The sequence below is a fragment of the Thermus sp. FJN-A genome (genome assembly GCF_054655095.1).
The window spans coordinates 103,021-118,474 of the sequence record NZ_BAAHSC010000163.1 but is presented as its reverse complement, the minus strand read 5'-3'; the positions used below and the strand labels follow the sequence as shown (position 1 = coordinate 118,474).

General features: G+C 68.9%; 17 protein-coding genes and 2 tRNA genes. 9 read left to right on the top strand and 10 right to left on the bottom strand.

The features are described from left to right. The first annotated feature begins 26 nt into the window (after nt 1–26). From thrC to ACYQ0J_RS01460, 3 genes are all read left to right on the top strand, one after another. Nucleotides 27–1,079: a threonine synthase gene (gene thrC / locus ACYQ0J_RS01470; protein ID WP_460170419.1), complete on the top strand. Its 1,053-nt coding sequence runs from the start codon at nt 27–29 to the stop codon at nt 1,077–1,079. Between the two features lie 80 nt (nt 1,080–1,159). Then, entirely contained in the window at nt 1,160–1,474 is a 315-nt protein-coding gene (locus ACYQ0J_RS01465) for a hypothetical protein (RefSeq protein ID WP_460170418.1), read from the top strand. Then, nucleotides 1,474–1,770 carry a hypothetical protein gene (locus ACYQ0J_RS01460; protein ID WP_460170417.1) on the top strand — a complete coding sequence of 99 codons (297 nt, stop codon included), beginning with the start codon at nt 1,474–1,476 and terminating at the stop codon, nt 1,768–1,770. Before ACYQ0J_RS01465 ends, ACYQ0J_RS01460 begins: the two co-directional genes overlap by 1 nt. Here the strand turns inward: ACYQ0J_RS01460 and ACYQ0J_RS01455 are convergent. Both ACYQ0J_RS01455 and ACYQ0J_RS01450 read right to left on the bottom strand, forming a co-directional pair. Continuing rightward, complete coding sequence (locus tag ACYQ0J_RS01455; RefSeq protein ID WP_460170416.1) at nt 1,743–2,081, bottom strand: hypothetical protein; 339 nt, start codon at nt 2,079–2,081, stop codon at nt 1,743–1,745. The genes ACYQ0J_RS01460 and ACYQ0J_RS01455 overlap by 28 nt on opposite strands. Then, on the bottom strand, nt 2,074–3,504 hold the full coding sequence (locus tag ACYQ0J_RS01450) for an ATP cone domain-containing protein (RefSeq protein ID WP_460170415.1): 1,431 nt from the start codon (nt 3,502–3,504) through the stop codon (nt 2,074–2,076). The genes ACYQ0J_RS01455 and ACYQ0J_RS01450 overlap by 8 nt, the downstream gene beginning before the upstream one ends. Before the next feature lie 83 nt (nt 3,505–3,587). Here ACYQ0J_RS01450 and ACYQ0J_RS01445 point away from each other — a divergent pair. The 3 genes from ACYQ0J_RS01445 to ACYQ0J_RS01435 all read left to right on the top strand — a co-directional run bounded on the left by ACYQ0J_RS01445 (nt 3,588) and on the right by ACYQ0J_RS01435 (nt 4,176). Further along, nucleotides 3,588–3,662 (top strand) — tRNA-Cys (locus ACYQ0J_RS01445). A 7-nt stretch (nt 3,663–3,669) separates the two neighbouring features. Further along, nucleotides 3,670–3,746 (top strand) — tRNA-Val (locus tag ACYQ0J_RS01440). Between the two features lie 40 nt (nt 3,747–3,786). Continuing rightward, a complete protein-coding gene (locus ACYQ0J_RS01435) occupies nt 3,787–4,176 on the top strand; it encodes an NADH-quinone oxidoreductase subunit 15 (protein ID WP_460170414.1) in 390 nt (129 codons plus the stop codon). Here the strand turns inward: ACYQ0J_RS01435 and hemW are convergent. From hemW to aceB, 8 genes are all read right to left on the bottom strand, one after another. Beyond that, a complete protein-coding gene (gene hemW, locus ACYQ0J_RS01430) occupies nt 4,173–5,309 on the bottom strand; it encodes a radical SAM family heme chaperone HemW (RefSeq protein WP_460170413.1) in 1,137 nt (378 codons plus the stop codon). The genes ACYQ0J_RS01435 and hemW overlap by 4 nt on opposite strands. A 5-nt stretch (nt 5,310–5,314) precedes the next feature. Continuing rightward, the gene (locus ACYQ0J_RS01425; protein ID WP_460170412.1) at nt 5,315–6,535 is read right to left on the bottom strand and encodes a glycerate kinase type-2 family protein; all 1,221 of its coding nucleotides are present in this window, start codon (nt 6,533–6,535) and stop codon (nt 5,315–5,317) included. Beyond that, nucleotides 6,520–6,912 carry a type II toxin-antitoxin system VapC family toxin gene (locus tag ACYQ0J_RS01420; protein ID WP_460170411.1) on the bottom strand — a complete coding sequence of 131 codons (393 nt, stop codon included), beginning with the start codon at nt 6,910–6,912 and terminating at the stop codon, nt 6,520–6,522. The genes ACYQ0J_RS01425 and ACYQ0J_RS01420 overlap by 16 nt, the downstream gene beginning before the upstream one ends. Beyond that, nucleotides 6,912–7,172 carry a type II toxin-antitoxin system VapB family antitoxin gene (locus ACYQ0J_RS01415; RefSeq protein WP_460170410.1) on the bottom strand — a complete coding sequence of 87 codons (261 nt, stop codon included), beginning with the start codon at nt 7,170–7,172 and terminating at the stop codon, nt 6,912–6,914. Before ACYQ0J_RS01415 ends, ACYQ0J_RS01420 begins: the two co-directional genes overlap by 1 nt. Before the next feature lie 32 nt (nt 7,173–7,204). Beyond that, on the bottom strand, nt 7,205–8,461 hold the full coding sequence (glcF, locus tag ACYQ0J_RS01410; protein WP_460170409.1) for a glycolate oxidase subunit GlcF: 1,257 nt from the start codon (nt 8,459–8,461) through the stop codon (nt 7,205–7,207). 4 nt (nt 8,462–8,465) lie between these two features. Next, nucleotides 8,466–9,509, bottom strand: a complete 1,044-nt coding sequence (locus ACYQ0J_RS01405; protein ID WP_460170408.1) for an FAD-binding protein — start codon at nt 9,507–9,509, stop codon at nt 8,466–8,468. Further along, nucleotides 9,496–10,878: an FAD-linked oxidase C-terminal domain-containing protein gene (locus ACYQ0J_RS01400; protein WP_460170407.1), complete on the bottom strand. Its 1,383-nt coding sequence runs from the start codon at nt 10,876–10,878 to the stop codon at nt 9,496–9,498. Before ACYQ0J_RS01400 ends, ACYQ0J_RS01405 begins: the two co-directional genes overlap by 14 nt. 91 nt (nt 10,879–10,969) lie before the next feature. Next, complete coding sequence (gene aceB, locus ACYQ0J_RS01395; protein ID WP_460170406.1) at nt 10,970–12,532, bottom strand: malate synthase A; 1,563 nt, start codon at nt 12,530–12,532, stop codon at nt 10,970–10,972. A 97-nt stretch (nt 12,533–12,629) separates the two neighbouring features. Between aceB and ACYQ0J_RS01390 the strand changes: the two genes are divergently transcribed. From ACYQ0J_RS01390 to ACYQ0J_RS01380, 3 genes are read left to right on the top strand one after another with little or no spacing between them, the layout of a single operon-like run. Next, nucleotides 12,630–13,388: an IclR family transcriptional regulator gene (locus tag ACYQ0J_RS01390; protein ID WP_460170405.1), complete on the top strand. Its 759-nt coding sequence runs from the start codon at nt 12,630–12,632 to the stop codon at nt 13,386–13,388. A 41-nt stretch (nt 13,389–13,429) separates the two neighbouring features. Further along, the gene (gene hspR, locus ACYQ0J_RS01385; protein WP_460170404.1) at nt 13,430–14,128 is read left to right on the top strand and encodes a heat shock protein transcriptional repressor HspR, fused homodimer type; all 699 of its coding nucleotides are present in this window, start codon (nt 13,430–13,432) and stop codon (nt 14,126–14,128) included. Next, nucleotides 14,125–15,438 carry a dipeptidase gene (locus tag ACYQ0J_RS01380; protein ID WP_460170403.1) on the top strand — a complete coding sequence of 438 codons (1,314 nt, stop codon included), beginning with the start codon at nt 14,125–14,127 and terminating at the stop codon, nt 15,436–15,438. Before hspR ends, ACYQ0J_RS01380 begins: the two co-directional genes overlap by 4 nt. Nucleotides 15,439–15,454: the final 16 nt, after the last annotated feature.

Here is a 15,454-nt window from a genome sequence, read left to right as displayed (position 1 = left end):
GGCCCCGGGGGCGGAAGCATAGGGCCATGCGGCTTCCCCTCATGGAGCGCTACCGCGCCCACCTGCCGGTTTCCCTGAACACCCCCGTGGTTACCCTCCTGGAGGGCTCCACCCCCCTCATCCCCCTGAAGGGCCCCGAGGAGGCGCGGAGGAAGGGCATCCAGCTTTTCGCCAAGTACGAGGGGCTGAACCCCACGGGAAGCTTCAAGGACCGGGGCATGACCCTGGCGGTGTCCAAGGCGGTGGAGGAAGGGGCGAAGGCGGTGGCCGCCGCCAGCACGGGCAACACCGCCGCTTCCGCTGCCGCCTACGCCGCAAGGGCCGGGATCAAGGCCATCGTGGTCCTGCCCGCGGGCTACGTGGCCCTGGGCAAGGTGGCCCAGAGCCTGGTGCACGGGGCCAGGATCGTGCAGGTGGAGGGGAACTTTGACGACGCCCTCCGCCTCACCCGGGACCTTACCGAGGCCTACCCCGTGGCCCTGGTGAACTCCGTGAACCCCTACCGTCTGGAGGGCCAGAAGACCCTGGCCTTTGAGGTGGTGGACGAGCTCGGGGACGCCCCCCACTACCACGCCCTTCCCGTGGGAAACGCGGGCAACATCACCGCCCACTGGATGGGCTACAAGGAGTATTACGCCGTGGGGAAGGCCAAAAGGCTTCCCAAGATGCTCGGCTTCCAGGCGGCGGGGGCGGCCCCCTTGGTCCTGGGCCGCCCGGTGGAGCGCCCCGAGACCCTGGCCACCGCCATCCGCATCGGCAACCCGGCGAGCTGGCAAGGGGCCATCCGGGCCAAGGAGGAGTCGGGGGGGCTTATAGAGGCGGTGACCGACGAGGAGATCCTTTGGGCCTACCGCTACCTCGCCCGGGAGGAGGGCATCTTCTGCGAACCCGCCAGCGCCGCCGCCATGGCGGGGGTCTTCAAGCTCCTAAAGGAGGGGCGGCTTGAGCCGGAGAGCACCGTGGTCCTCACCCTCACCGGCCACGGTCTCAAGGACCCGGCCACCGCCGAGAGGGTGGCCGAGCTTCCCCCGCCCGTGCCCGCTACCCTCGAGGCCGTGGCGGAGGCCGCCGGGCTCTGATGCCACCCCGGCAGGAGGGCCGGTGGGGACTTCCGGAGCCCATGGGACGGGCAGGAAAAAGGGTGTGGTAAGCTTGGGCCATGTCGGAGGCCAAGGACGCCCGCAAGAAGCGCAAGGAGCCCTTTCCCGGGGCCTACTACCTGGCGGGGGCCATCACCATCGCCCTTATGCTCCTCTTCATGGTCCTGGGGGCGGGCCTTCCCCCGGGGGTCGCCGGGTTCTTGGTGGCCTTCGTCCTGGGGCTCACGGTGAACCCTAAATACGTGCCCTTCTTCCTGGTGGCAGGGGTCTTCTCGGCGGCCATGGGCTTTCTGGGGCGGGAGCCCCAGGTGGCCTGGGGCGGGGTGGCCCTCACCCTCTCCCAGGTCCTGGTGCGGCGCTTCGTGAAGGACTGATGGATCCTAACCGCTTGGCCCGGGCCCTCACCTTCTTGGGGGCGGCGGTTTACGTTTACTTCCTCTTCCTCAGGCCCAACCAGGAGGGCATGGCCTTGGCCGTGGGGCTCCTCCTGGGGGCTTCCGCCTTGGCCTATGGGGAGAAGCCCTTCGTGGTGCCCCTTTTCGCCGGGCTTTGGGGGGTGCTTTTTCTCCTCCAGCTCCTCTTCGGCCACCCCCTGCCCTTCCTCCTGGGCGGCCTTCTGGGGGCGGGGCTCCCCTACCTCCGCTACCGCTTGCGGAAGCCCGCCAGGTAGAGGAGGGCCCCGAGGAGCATCCCCTCCCCCAGGGTGGGGAGGTAGAAGAGGAGTTCCCGCGCGTCCCGGCCCAGGTAGAGGAGGAGGGGCCAGGGGGTGAGGGCCCAGGCCAGGCCCGGCTTCCCGTAACCTGCCGCCAGGAAGAGGCCCGCCCCCAGGCCCCGCAGGTACGTGAGCCACCCCGAGCCCAGCTCGTTTTGGTAGACGAACCAGAGGAGGTTGAGCCAAACCCCCAGGGCGGGAAGGGGGAGGCGGCCTTCCAGGCGGAAGGCCAGGGCCAGGAGCAGGAGGAACCCGGCGGCCTCAAGCACGGGCGGCCTCCTGGCCCTGGGCCTCCAAGTAGGCCACCAGCACCTCCAGGGCCTTTTCCACCGCCTCGTCCAGATCCTCCCCCGGGATCACGGGGATGCCCTCCTCCTGGGCCCAAAGGACCAGGTGCTCCTGGATGAGGCGGATTTCGGCGAAGTGGGCCAGGTACTTCTCCCGGGGCCTGGCGTGTCCCGTCTCCCGGTCGCGCAGGAGGAAGCGGTCCCGGTGGAGCCCTTCGTCCTGAAGGACCACCAGCATGGGCACGGTGAGCACCCGGTCCCGGTAAGGGTGGTCCAGGTAGCGGGGCACCACGTGCACCCCTTCCAAGACGATGGAGGTGCCCTCGAGGGCGCTCCTTTCCTGGATGGCCCGGAGGCCCACCGCCACCCGGGCCACCTGGTCCAAGAACCCCTGCATGACCCGGGCCTCGTGGCTTTCCTCGGCGGAGAGGCCGGGCATCAGGGCCCTCCAGGCTTCAAAGGTGGAGAGATGGAGGGTGGGGAGGAGGTCCTTGGAGAGGGAGGCGCGGAAGACCTCCCTGACGGCGTCCGAGGGGACGATGTGGGTGATGCCCAGGCGGTAGGCCAAGGCCGAGGCCAGGACGCTCTTGCCCACCCCCGTGACCCCGCCGATGAGGATGTGGACCGGCCGCGCGCTCCGCCGCAGGCGGCGGAGGAGGAGGTAGCGCCGGGCCACCTCCTCGCCCACCTCCCTCAGCAGGGCCTGGTAGACGCGCTCGCGGAGCTCCGGCCGGCGCACCACCCTTATACCCTCCCGCCTTAGCCCGGTCTCCATCTCCCGGGCCAGGCGGTAGGCTTGCTCCGGGGAGAGGCCGATGCCCATGAGGGACTGGGCCAGGATGCCCTTGGAAAAGGGCATCTTGGGCTCCCCGCCTTCTTCCTCCACGAAAAGCTCCCCGGCGAAGGCCTGGCGCTCCAGGTAACGCCGGCCCGCGGCCTTGCCCTTGGCCCGCTCCACCTCCTGAGCCACCACCGCCTCCAGGCGGCGGGCGGAGATCTGCCGCACCCCCTTTTCCCGCAGGTGCCTTTCCACCTCCTTGGCCAGGGCGTGGGCCTCCTTGAGGGAGAGGCCAGCCTCCTCCAGGCTGCGGGCCAGGAGGCCCTTGGAAAAGGGGCGGCGCTTTTTCCCCGCCAGCACCAGGATTTCCTCAAAGGGCAGGGTCTCTTGGGCGAGGCGCTCCGCCACCCCAGGCCCCAGGGACTTGGCCACCTCCTCCAGGAAGACCTGCCTTAGGGCCTTGGGGGTCACCTCCTTCTTTCCCGCCTCCTTGAGCCTTTCCTCCACGGTGTGGGCCAGGGCTTGGGCGGCCTCGAGGGGCACCCCCAGGGGCAGGAGGGCCTCCACCAGGAGCCCCTTGGAGAGGGGCCACCGCCCCCGCCTGAGGCGCACGAAGACCTCGCTCATTGCCTGGCATCATAGCACCTTTGCCTTGAGCACGGGCTTTCTTGACAGCCATTTTCCCCGCGTGTTACCATACCTTACGGCTTGGCGCCGTAGCCAAGTGGTAAGGCAGAGGTCTGCAAAACCTCCATTCGCCGGTTCGAATCCGGCCGGCGCCTCCAAAAGCGCGGGCGCGTAGCTCAGGTGGCCAGAGCACTACCTTGACACGGTAGGGGTCGGTGGTTCAAGTCCACTCGCGCCCACCAAACCTCCCCGGGGTCCTCCCCGGGGCTTTATACTTGAGCCATGAGCGCGTCTTCCGAGCGCGAACTCTACGAGGCCTGGGTGGAACTCCTCTCCTGGATGCGGGCGTACGCCAGGGAGAAGGGCGTGCGCTTTGAGAAGGAGGCGGACTTCCCCGACTTCATCTACCGCATGGAGCGCCCCTACGACCTCCCCACCACCATCATGACCGCCTCCCTCTCGGATGCCCTAGGGGAGCCCTTTTTGCTCGCCGACGTCTCCCCGAGGCACGCCAAGCTCAAGCGCATCGGCCTACGCCTCCCCCGGGCCCACATCCACCTCCACGCCCACTACGAGCCGGGCAAGGGCCTGGTGACGGGGAAGATCCCCCTCACCAGGGAGCGCTTCTTCGCCCTGGCCGACCGGGCCCGGGAGGCCCTGGCCTTCGCCTAGACCTGGCGGATGGTTCCCTGGCCCAGGGCCAGGGGGTCAAGGGCCTCCCAGAGGGCCAGGACCACCCGGTGGAGGAGGGAAAAGGCCCTGGGGGTGGGGAGGAGCCTTTTCCCCTGGACGCGGAGGAGGCCTTCTTGGACCAGCTCCTCGGCCGCCCCATGGAGAAGGGGGAAGAGGGCGAGCCCCGTCCTTGCCTCCAAGGCCCCCACGTCCACCCCTTCCCGTAGCCTTAGCCCCAGCATGAGGGCTTCCTTGACGTGCTCCAAGGGGGGGATGGCTTCTTCCCTCGGGGCTTCCCCAACAAGCCAGCGGGGGAGGGGCGGGTTCGTGCGCCTTAGGGCGTAGGCCTCGCCTTCCCCCGGGTACTGCCCCGTGGCCGCGGGGCCCAGGGCGAGCCAGAAGCCCGCCCGCCAGTAAACCAGGTTGTGGCGGGCCTCTTCCCCTTCCCGGGCGAAGTTGGAGACCTCGTAGCGGAAAAGCCCTGCCTCCCCCAGGATAGCCTCCGCCAGCTCCATGGCCCAGGCTTCCCGCTCGGGGTCTTCCCTTAAGCCTAGAAGGACGAAAGGGGTGCCCTTCTCCACCTGGAGGGTGTAGGCGGAGACGTGGCCTACCCCGAGGCGGGCCGCCTCCTTCAGGTCCTTTTCCACCTCCTGCATGGGGAGGCCCAGGATGAGGTCCAGGGAGACGCGAAAGCCCGCCTCCAAGGCCATGTCCACCGCCCTTAGGGCCCCCTTCCTCCCGTGGGCCCGGCCCAGGAACTTGAGCACCACGTCCTGGAAGCTTTGCACCCCTAGGGAGAGGCGGTTCACCCCGAGGTCCTTGAGGAGCCGGAGGCGGCTTGGGCTTAGGGTTCCGGGGTTGGCCTCGAGGGTCACCTCGGCGCCTTCGGCGAGCGCCCAGGGGAGGCTTTGGAAGAGGGCCACAAGCTCCCGGTCCCTTAGGAAGCTCGGGGTGCCCCCGCCCAGGTAGAGGGTGCGTAGGGGCTCGGGGAAGCGCTCGTAAAGCGCCTTGGCCTCTTCCTTAAGGCGCCCGAGGTAGGCCTCCACCCACCCCGGCCCCCGCCGGACCACGTGGAAGTCGCAGTAGGGGCATAAGGTGGGGCAGAAGGGGACGTGGACGTAGAGGCTAGCCAACCCCTTCAGTCTACAAAAAGGAGCCGGAAGTCGTTGAGGTTGGTCCCGGTGGGTCCTGTGATGAGGAGGGTCCCCGCCTCCTGGAAGAAGCCAAGGCTATCGTTTTCCTCCAGGAAGGGCCTGGGGTCTAGGCCCTTTTCCCACACCGCCGGGGTGAGGAAGGCTCCGGCGGCGCCGCTATTTCCGTCCAGGCCGTCGGAGTCTGCGGCGAGGGCGTAGAGGGGGGTTTTGAGGTGGGCGTAGAGGGCGAGGAGGAACTCCAGGTTCCGCCCGCCCCTTCCCCTCCCCACCACCCGCACCTGGGCCTCCCCCCCGGAAAGGAGGAAGAGGGGCTTCCTGAAGGGCACCCCGTGGGCGCGGATGGCCTCTATGAGCTCGGCGTGGAAGCGGGCGAGGGCCCTGGCCTCCCCCCCGAAGCGGTCGGAGAGGACCGCCGCCCGGAAGCCCCGGGCCCGCAAGAACCTTTGCGCCGCCCGGAGGAGGTGGAGGTTCGTCCCCACGAGGCGCCAGGCGAGGCGCCTTAGGGCGGGGTCTTGGGGCTTTAGGGTTTCGGGGAGGCGCCCTTCCACCCCCTGCCGGAGGACGGCCCGGGCCCCGGGGAAGGCGAGGCCGTAGCGGTCCAACAGGGCGAGGGCCTCGGCGTAGGTGGTGGGGTCCGGGTGGAAGGGGCCCGAGGCGATGACCGAGGGGTCGTCTCCCGGCACGTCGGAGAGGAGGAGGACGTGGACCTTCGCCCTGGTGGCGAGGAGGGCCCTTCCCCCTTTGATCTGGGAGAGGTGCTTGCGCACGGCGTTCATCTCGTGGATGCTCGCCCCGCTCCTCAGGAGGGCCTCGGTGAGGGCCCGCTTCTCCTCCAGGGAGATCCCCAAAGGGGCGCACCACAGGGCGCTTCCCCCGCCCGAGACCAGGGCCAAGACCCGCGCCCTCGGGGAAAGGCCCTGGAGGAGGCCAAGGACCTCCTCGGCCGCCCGAACGCTCTCCTCGTCGGGGACGGGGTGGCGGGCGAAGACCGCCTTGAGCCCATGGGCCTTTTGCCCCTTGGGCAGGGTGAGGTGGTAGGGGACCTCTCCGTAGCGGTCCAGGGCGGCCTGGAGCATGGGGGCGGCCGCCTTCCCCACCGCCAGGAGGAGGTCCGGCCGCCAAGGGGGGAGGTGCCTTGCCGTGAGGCGGTAGGGGTCCGTGGCCTTCAGGGCCTCGAGGAAGGCTTCCTTCAGGAGGGCTTCCACGCCAGGTCCGTCCGGTCAAAGTCCTGGCCCTTGTAGAGGAGGGGTTCCCCCTCCACCCGGGCCAGGGCGTAGCTCAGGCAGTCCCCGAAGTTGAGCCCGGCGGGGTGCCTGCCCCGCCCGTAGCGCCGGTAAGCGGAGATGGCCTCCCGGGCGTGCCTTTCGGTGAAGGGCACGATCTCGGCCTGGAGCTCGGTTAGGAGTACAAAGAGAAGATGCACCCGCTCAAAGCCCAGCCGGGCGCCCAGGACGATCCCCGCTTCGGCCAGGGTGGGCGCGGCCACCTTGTGGGGGCGGGTGCGCCGGAGTTGCTCCAAAAGCTCCTCGTACCCCTCTTCCCGAAAGAGCATGGCCAGGAGGGCGGAGGTGTCCAGCACCATCAGTACCCCTCCTTGCCGTACCCCAGGGTCTCTTCCTCCTCTTCCTTGGAGATCCCCTTCCCCAAAAGCTCCGGCGGGATCTGGGGCCAGACTTCCTCTTCCAGGAAGCGGATCACCCGGTCAAAGCTCTGCTTCCTCTGGAGTTCCCTAAGACGCATCTCCAGGGCCTTCCTCACCGCCTCCGTCTTGGTCTCCCCGGCGAGGCGGGCCACCTCCTCGGCCAGGCGCTCCACCTCCTTGTTGCGGATGGTGAGGGCCATGCTTTAAGCATGGCTGCAGGAAGATATGCACGTCAAGCCAGAGGGTCCTTTCCCTCGTAGAGGAGGGCCAAAAGCTCAGCGGTGTGGAGCACGGGGAGGTCCAGGTAGGCCTGGATCTGGGTGAGGCAGCCGATGTTCCCCGTGACCACCAGGTCGGCCCCCGTGGCCTTCAGGTTCTCCGCCTTGCGCCTGCCCAAGGCCTCGGCGATCTCCGGCTGGAAGAGGTTATAGGTTCCCGCGCTCCCGCAGCAGAGCTCCCACTCCTTTGGCTCCAGCACCTCCACCCCGGCGGCCCGCAAAAGCCGCCTCGGGGCCTCCCTTACCCCTTGGGCGTGGGCCAGGTGGCAGGCGTCGTGGTAGGCCACCCGCAAGGGGCCTTTAGGGGGTGGGGGCGGGGTGAAGCCGAGCTCGTCCAGGAGGACGGTCACGTCCTTCACCTTGGCGGCGAGGGCCCGGGCCTCCTCTTCCTCCTTCTCCCCCAGGAAGAGGAGGGGGTACTCCTTCATCCCCGAGCCGCACCCGGCGGCGTTGGTGACCACGTAGTCCACGTCCCGGAAGGCCTTCAGGTTTTTCCGGGCGAGGGCCCGCGCCCCCTCCTTGTCCCCGGCGTGGAGGTTGAGGGCGCCGCAGCAGGCCTGCTCCGGCACCGCCACCACCTCCACCCCGTTTTCCTGGAGGACCTGGATGGTGGCCTGGTTGATGGAAGGCCTCAAGACCCTCTGGGCGCACCCCAGAAGGAGCCCCACCCGCGCCCGCCTCTCCCCCTTGGCGGGGTAGACCTCCCCGTAGGGGGCCTCCTCGGGAAGGCGGTCCGGGAGGAGGGCGAGGGGGGCCTTCAGGGGCTTGGGAAGGGGAAGGGGCTTGAGGAGGGGCTTCAGGCCCGCGCCGAGCTTCGCCAGGGGCCGGAAGCGCTCCGGGTAGGGGAGGGTGCGGAGGAGGCCCAGGCGGAAGACCCTTTCCAAGGGGAAGCGGTGCCGCTTTTCCTCGCTCCACAGGCGGAAGGTGGCGATGAGCTCGCCGTAGGGGACGCCGCTTGGGCAGGCGGTGACACAGGCCTGACAGGCGAGGCAGCGGTCCAGGTAGGGGAGGGCTTCTTCCAGCTTGAGGTTTCCCTCCAAGACCTCCTTCATGAGGAAGATCCGTCCCCTGGGGGAGTCCATCTCCTCCTGGAGGACCACGTAGGTGGGGCAGGTGGGGAGGCAGAAGCCGCAGTGGACGCAGGCCTCAACGGCGTGGGCCATCACCTCCCCCTCCTTGCCCAGCTTTTCTACGGGGATTTGGTGTTGCATGCTCTCACCCTAAGGGAAAGCGGCCTTTGGGGTCCAGGGCCTTCTTGACCCCGGCGAAGAAGGCCCCTTGGGGCTTAGGGAAGAGGGGCGCTTCCGCCCCCCTTAGCACCAGGTGGGGAAACCCCGCCTCCCTTAGCGCCTTTAGGCCCTCCTCCGTGGCCCCGGCGTAGAGCACCTCCCCGCCGTCCAGGTAGCGCCTTGGGCCCAAGGAGAGGGCCTCGAGGCGGGGGATGAGGTGGGGCTTGGCGGGGACCTTGACCCAGATGGGGCTTCCCTCCAAAAAGCCGAGGTCCCGCACCGCCTCCCAGTGGGCCTCGTCTTCCGCCAGGACCTCCCCCTCCCCGAGGAGGTCCAAAAGGCGCTTCAGGCGCGCCTCCACGCTTTCCTCGAACCCGCCCAGGCGGAGCTCCAAGGTGGCGGGGGGGACGAGGTCCAGGGCCAGGAGGTCCAAGGGGAGGAGCCTGAGCCTTTCCAGGTCGGCGAGGGCCTCCTCCAGGCGTTCCCGCCGCACCCTTAGGGTCCGGGTGGTGCGGGGCCTGGGGAAGACCTTAAAGGAAAGCTCCACCAAGACCCCAAAGGCCCCCAGGGCGCCCACCATGAGGCGGTGGAAGGGGAAGCCAGCGGCGTTTTTCACCACCTTGCCCCCGCCCCGCACCACCCTCCCCTCCCCGTCCACGAACCGCACCCCGAGGAGGAAGTCCCTTAGGCCCCCAAAGCGGTGGCGCAAAGGCCCGGAAAGCCCGGCCGCCACTGTCCCCCCAAGGGTGGCTCCCTTGCCGGCCACGGGCGGGTGGAAGGGGAGGTACTGGCCGTGGGCCCGTAGAGCTTCCTCCACCTCGGCGACGGGGGTTCCGGCGAAGGCGGTGAAGACGAACTCCTCGGGCTCGTACGCCAGAAGGCCCCGGAGGCGGGAGAGGTCCAAAAGGGCCTCCCCCTCCCTTGGGGTGGAGAGGGCGGGCTTCGTCCCCCCGCCCCGCGCCCGGAGCCGGGGGTAGGCCCGCACGGCTTCCCGGACCTCTTCCAGGTTTTCCGGCCTAAGCGCCGGCACGGACCACCTCCGGCAGGACCTTGCCCCGGTTGGCGAGGCCCTTGGGGTCCAGGGCCTGCTTCACCTCCTCCATGGCCGGGAGGTCTTCCGGGGAGAACATCTCCGGCATGTAGCCCTTCTTCTCCACCCCGATGCCGTGTTCCCCCGTGAGGGACCCTCCTAAGCGCACGCAAAGCCTCAGGATCTCCCCGGCCAAGGCCTCGGCCCGTTCCAGCTCCCCGGGCTTCTTCCCGTCGTAGAGGACCAGGGGGTGGAGGTTCCCGTCCCCGGCGTGGAAGACGTTGGCCACCCTTAGGCCGTACTCCCGGGAGAGGCGCTGGATCTCCCTCAGGGCCTCCCCCAGGCGGCTTCGCGGCACCACCCCGTCTTGGACGATGTAGTCCGGGGATAGCCTGCCCACGGCGCTGAAGGCGGCCTTCCTGCCCCGCCATATGGCCTGGCGCTCGGCCTCGCTCCTCGCCACCCGCACCTCGAGGGCCCCGCTTTCCCCGATCACCTGGTGGAGGACCTCGGCCTCCGCGGCCACCTCCTCCTTGGGGCCTTCCAGCTCTACGATGAGGAGGCCTTCCACCATGGGGTAGCCCGCCCCCACCGCCTTCTCCGCGGCCTCTATGCTCAGGCGGTCCATGATCTCCATGGCCCCCGGGAGGAGCCCTGCCCGGATCACCCGGCTCACCGCCTCCCCCGCCTGGTCCAGGCTAGGGTAGGCGGCGAGGAGGGTGTGGTAGGCCTCGGGCTTGGGGAGAAGCCTTAAGGTGATCTCCACCGCCACCCCCAAAAGCCCCTCCGTCCCCACGAAGAAGCCGTGGAGGTCCGGTCCCACCCCCTCCAGGCTCTCCCCGCCCAGGCGCACCACCTCCCCCGTGGGGGTGACGAGTTCCAGGCCCAGGACGTGGTTCGCCGTCATCCCGTACTTCAGGCAGTGGGCCCCGCCGGAGTTGAAGGCCACGTTGCCCCCGAGGGTGCTCACGGGCTGGCTAGAGGGGTCCGGGGCGTAGTAGAGGCCGAAAGGGAGGGCTTCCTGGGAGACCCTCAGGTTCACCACGCCCGGCTCCACCACGGCGATGCGCTTCAGGGGGTCCAGGGCCAGGATCCGGTTCATCCGGTTCAGGGCGATCACCACCCCGCCCTCCACGGGAAGGGAGCCTCCCGAGAGGCTCGTCCCGCTTCCCCGGGCCACGAAGGGGACGCCGTACTGGTGGCAGAGCCGGACCACCCCGATGACCTCCTCCTTCCTCTCCGGGAGGGCCACGGCCAGGGGGCGCTTGCGGTAGGCGGTGAGGGCGTCGGACTCGTAGGGGGCAAGCTCCGCTCCCCCCGTGAGGACCCTCCCCGGAAGCAGGGCCTTAAGCTCTTCCAAAAAGCCCATCCTTGGCCTCCTTCCCCTCCACTTTAGGGCAAAAGGGAGAAGTTCTCCCCCTCCCTTTGGGGCCCCCAGGCTGGCGCAAGCCAGCATGGGGTTAGTCAATGTAGTTGTAGGCCACCAGGGTCAGGAACTCGATGAACTCCTCCGAGAGGACGAGCTTGTCCAGGATCTCCTCGGCCTCCCGGTAGCGGCCCGTCTCCCTTCCCCCAAGCTTTTGCAACTCCTCCTCCTTGACCTTCCGGTAGAGCTCTGGGGTAACGGGGCGGCCATCCTCCAGCGTGGCCTCCCGGTGCACCCACTGCCAAAGCTGGGCCCGGCTGATCTCCGCGGTGGCGGCGTCCTCCATGAGGTTGAAGATGGCGGCGGCCCCGTTTCCCAAGAGCCACTGGTTCAGGTACTGGAGGGCCACGGAGATGTTGTTCCTGAGGCCCGCCTCCGTCACCTTCCCCCCGGGGACCTGGAAGTTCAAGAGGTCCTCCGCCGTCACCCGGACGTCCTCCCGCTTCACGTGCTTCTGGTGGGGCCTCTCGCCCAGGTGGCGGTCAAATACCTCCATGGCCACGGGCACCAGATCGGGGTGGGCCACCCAGGTGCCGTCAAAGCCCTGGGAGGCCTCCCGCTCCTTGTCGGCCCGGACCTGCTGGAAGGCGCGCTCGTTCACCTCGGGGTCCTTGCGGCTCGGGATGAAGGCGGCCATCCCCCCGATGGCGTGGGCCTCGTGGGTGTGGCAGGACTTGACCAAGAGCTCCGTGTAGGCCTTCATGAAGGGCACGGTCATGGTCACCTGGGCCCGGTCGGGGAAGATGGGGGCGGTGGTGGCGAACTTTTTGATGCAGCTGAAGATGTAGTCCCACCGCCCCGCGTTCAGCCCGGCGGCGTGTTCCTTGAGCTCGTAGAGGATCTCCTCCATCTCAAAGGCCGCCAGGATGGTCTCGATGAGGACCGTGGCCCGGATGGTGCCCCGGGGGATCCCTAGGTAGTCCTGGGCGAAGTTGAAGACCTCGTTCCAGAGGCGGGCCTCCAGGTGGCTTTCCAGCTTGGGCAGGTAGAAGTAGGGCCCGCTTCCCCGCTTTAGGAGCTCGTGGGCGTTGTGGAAGAAGTAGAGGCCGAAGTCAAAGAGGCTCGCGGAGATGGGCTCCCCGTCCACATAGACGTGCTTTTCCACGAGGTGCCAGCCCCTGGGGCGCACCAGGAGGGTGGCGGTCTTCTCCTTGAGCTTGTATTCCTTGCCCTCGGGGGAGACGAAGTCAATCTGGCGGCGGATGGCGTCCATGAGGTTCTTCTGCCCCCCTATGACGTTATCCCAGGTGGGGGAGAGGGCGTCCTCAAAGTCCGCCATGAAGACCTTGGCCCCCGAGTTCAGGGCGTTCACGATCATCTTCCGGTCCACGGGGCCCGTGATCTCCACCCGGCGGTCCAGGAGGTCAGGGGGGGCCTCGGCCACCTTCCAGTCCCCGCCCCGGACGAAGGCGGTCTCCCGGAGGAAGTCCGGCTTCTCCCCGGCCTTGTACCGCTCCCAAAGGGCTTTCCGCCGCTCCAATAGGGCCTTGCGCACGGGGTTGAACTCCCGGTGCAGGGCCACCACGAACCCCAAGGCCTCCTCCGTCAGGACCTCCTTCAGGAGGGGATGGTCTTTGCGGATCTCCACGCCCTTCATGGTGGCCTGAGCCTAAGGGGGAGGGCGGGGGTTTGTCAAGATACAAAATAGTTTTTTGCATCTTGAAAAATCCCCCAGGGCCTGGTACCCTGGGGCCATGCCGCGGCCTAGGGCTAAGGGCGCAGGGACGGTGAAGACCCTGGAGCGGGGGCTCGGGGTGCTGGAGGCCCTGGCCGCCCTGGGGGAGGCCCGCCTCTCCCAGCTGGCGGCGGAGGCTGGCCTCTCCCCCAGCACCCTCTACCGCCTCCTCCAGGCCCTGGCCCGCCGGGGCTTCGTGGAGGAGGAGGGGGGGGTTTACCGGGTGGGGCCCCGGGCCTTCGCCGTGGGCCAGGCCTATCCCCGGAAGAGCCTCCTCCGGGCGGTGCGGCCCGAGATGGAGGCCCTGGCGGCGGAGACGGGGGAGAGCGTGAACCTGGCGGTAATGGCGGGCATGGAGGCCCTCTACCTGGACCAGGCGGAGGGGACCAAGTTGGTGCGCCTCTTCACCGCCCCCGGCTCCCGGGCCCCCCTGCACGCCACGGGGGTGGGGAAGGTGCTCCTGGCCTTCCGCGGGGTGCCCGAGGGGCTTTCCCTCGAGGCCTACACCCCCCACACCCTCACCCGCCGGGAGGACCTGGAGCGGGAGCTGGAACGGGTGCGGGCGAAGGGGTACGCCCTGGACAACGAGGAGAAGGAACTGGGGGTGCGGTGCGTGGCCGCCCCGGTCTTTGGCCCTGGGGGGGAGGTGGTGGGGGCCATCTCCCTATCGGCCCCGGCCAGCCGCCTCTCCCCCGCGGAGGCCCACCGCCTGGCCCCCCGGGTGGTGGAGGCGGCGAAGAGAGCTTCCTTGCGCTTAGGGTTTGCCCCTGCCCTATAATGAATGGGGTTAGGAGGTTTTAGCGGGAGGGGCTAAGGGCCATGGACAAGGACCGTCCGGTCTACGTGATCTCGGTGGCGGCGGAGCTGGTGGAGATGCACCCGCAGACGCTAAGGCTATACGAGCGGAAGGGGCTCATCAAGCCGCGGCGGTCGGGCGGGAAGACGCGGCTTTACTCGGAGCGGGACATTGAGCGGCTTAGGGAGATTCGGCGGCTGACGCAGGAGCTGGGGGTGAACCTGGCTGGGGTGGAGGAGATCATGCGGCTTCGGGCGGAGCTCGAGGCCCTGCAGGCCCGCTTTGAGGCCGAGGTGGCCCGGCTCAAGCGGGAGATCGGGGCCCGCTTTGAGGCCTTGGAGCGCCCCGCCCTTCCCGCCCCCGGGGAGACGGAGAAGCCCTCCCCCAAGGACCGCCCCGTGTACGTGATCTCGGTGGCGGCGGAGCTGGTGGAGATGCACCCGCAGACGCTAAGGCTATACGAGCGGAAGGGGCTCATCAAGCCGCGGCGGTCGGGCGGGAAGACGCGGCTTTACTCGGAGCGGGACATTGAGCGGCTTAGGGAGATTCGGCGGCTGACGCAGGAGCTTGGGGTGAACCTGGCTGGGGTGGAGGAGATCATGCGGCTTCGGGCGGAGCTCGAGGCCCTGCAGGCCCGCTTTGAGGCCGAGGTGGCCCGGCTCAAGCTCCTCCTTTTGGAGGAGGGCAAGGCGCTTTCCGAAGGAGGTAGTATGGGCGCGTGAGCGCCCTGGAACCCCTTTTGGAGTTTTTGGCTATCCCTTCCGTCTCCACCGACCCGGCCCGCAAGGAGGACGTCCGTAAGGCGGCCCTTTGGCTTGAGGAAAGGCTTAAGGCCCTGGGTTTCCGCACCGAGCTCCACGAGACCCCCCTTCACCCCATCCTCTACGCGGAGCGCCGGGTGGGGGAGGAGGCCCCCACGGTCCTGGTCTACGGCCACTACGATGTCCAGCCCCCTGACCCCCTGGAGCTTTGGGACACCCCGCCCTTCTCCTCGGTGGTGCGGGAGGGGAGGATCTACGCCCGGGGGGCCTCCGACGACAAGGGGCAGCTTTGGGCCCACGTCCTCGCCGCGGAGGAGGCCCCCGTCAACCTGAAGTTCCTGGTGGAGGGGGAGGAGGAGATCGGAAGCCCCCACCTCCTGCCCTTCGTGCGGGAACACCGGGAGAGGCTTCGGGCAGACGTGGTCCTCATCTCCGACGGGGCCATGTTCGCCCCCCACACCCCCACCCTCACCTACGGCCTCCGGGGGCTTTGCTACCTGGAGGTGCGCCTTAAGGGGGCCAGGCGGGACCTCCACTCCGGGGCCTTCGGCGGGGTGGCCCCCAACCCCATCCAGGCCCTGGGGTGGCTTCTCGCCCGGCTCAAGGACGAGAGGACGGGGAAGGTCCTGATCCCCGGGTTTTACGACCGGGTCCGGCCCCTGTCCTCAGAGGAGAAGGGCCTTTGGCCCGCCTTGGACGAGGAGGCCCTGAAGCGGGAGCTTGGCGTGGAGGCCCTGCCGGGGGAAGAGGGGTTTGGCCTCCTGGAACGCCTTTGGGCCCGGCCCACCCTGGACCCGAACGGCATCTGGGGCGGATACCAGGGGGAGGGCTCCAAGACGGTGATTCCCGCCGAGGCGGGGATGAAGCTCTCCATGCGCCTGGTGCCGGACCAGGACCCCGAGGAGGTGGCGGACCTGGCCGAGGCCTACCTGAAGGCGGTCTGTCCTCCCGGCTACACCTTGGAGGTCCACAGGCTTCACGGGGGCAAGCCCGTCCTCACCGACCCCTTTAGCCCCCCCATGCGCCTCATGGCCCGGGCCCTGGAGGAGGTCTGGGGCCGCCCGCCCGTCTACGCCCGGGAGGGGGGGACGATCCCCGTGGTGGCCGAGCTGCAGGAGGCCTTAGGGGCCCCGGTGGTCCTCCTGGGCCTGGGGCTTCCCGACGACAACCTCCACGCCCCCAACGAGAAGCTGGACCTGGTGAACCTGGAGAAGGGCGTGGCCACTTTAAGGCGCTTCCACGGGCTCTTGGCGGGGGAGTGGAGGCCCTGAGGCCCCTCCCCCGTGC

What these genes read in the sequence shown, in the direction of transcription:
- thrC (WP_460170419.1), top strand. Translation starts at nt 27, where the DNA reads ATGCGGCTTCCCCTCATGGAGCGCTACCGCGCCCACCTGCCGGTTTCC.
- ACYQ0J_RS01465 (WP_460170418.1), top strand. Translation starts at nt 1,160, where the DNA reads ATGTCGGAGGCCAAGGACGCCCGCAAGAAGCGCAAGGAGCCCTTTCCC.
- ACYQ0J_RS01460 (WP_460170417.1), top strand. Translation starts at nt 1,474, where the DNA reads ATGGATCCTAACCGCTTGGCCCGGGCCCTCACCTTCTTGGGGGCGGCG.
- ACYQ0J_RS01450 (WP_460170415.1), bottom strand. Translation starts at nt 3,504, where the DNA reads ATGAGCGAGGTCTTCGTGCGCCTCAGGCGGGGGCGGTGGCCCCTCTCC.
- ACYQ0J_RS01435 (WP_460170414.1), top strand. Translation starts at nt 3,787, where the DNA reads ATGAGCGCGTCTTCCGAGCGCGAACTCTACGAGGCCTGGGTGGAACTC.
- ACYQ0J_RS01420 (WP_460170411.1), bottom strand. Translation starts at nt 6,912, where the DNA reads ATGGTGCTGGACACCTCCGCCCTCCTGGCCATGCTCTTTCGGGAAGAG.
- ACYQ0J_RS01415 (WP_460170410.1), bottom strand. Translation starts at nt 7,172, where the DNA reads ATGGCCCTCACCATCCGCAACAAGGAGGTGGAGCGCCTGGCCGAGGAG.
- glcF (WP_460170409.1), bottom strand. Translation starts at nt 8,461, where the DNA reads ATGCAACACCAAATCCCCGTAGAAAAGCTGGGCAAGGAGGGGGAGGTG.
- ACYQ0J_RS01400 (WP_460170407.1), bottom strand. Translation starts at nt 10,878, where the DNA reads ATGGGCTTTTTGGAAGAGCTTAAGGCCCTGCTTCCGGGGAGGGTCCTC.
- aceB (WP_460170406.1), bottom strand. Translation starts at nt 12,532, where the DNA reads ATGAAGGGCGTGGAGATCCGCAAAGACCATCCCCTCCTGAAGGAGGTC.
- ACYQ0J_RS01390 (WP_460170405.1), top strand. Translation starts at nt 12,630, where the DNA reads ATGCCGCGGCCTAGGGCTAAGGGCGCAGGGACGGTGAAGACCCTGGAG.
- hspR (WP_460170404.1), top strand. Translation starts at nt 13,430, where the DNA reads ATGGACAAGGACCGTCCGGTCTACGTGATCTCGGTGGCGGCGGAGCTG.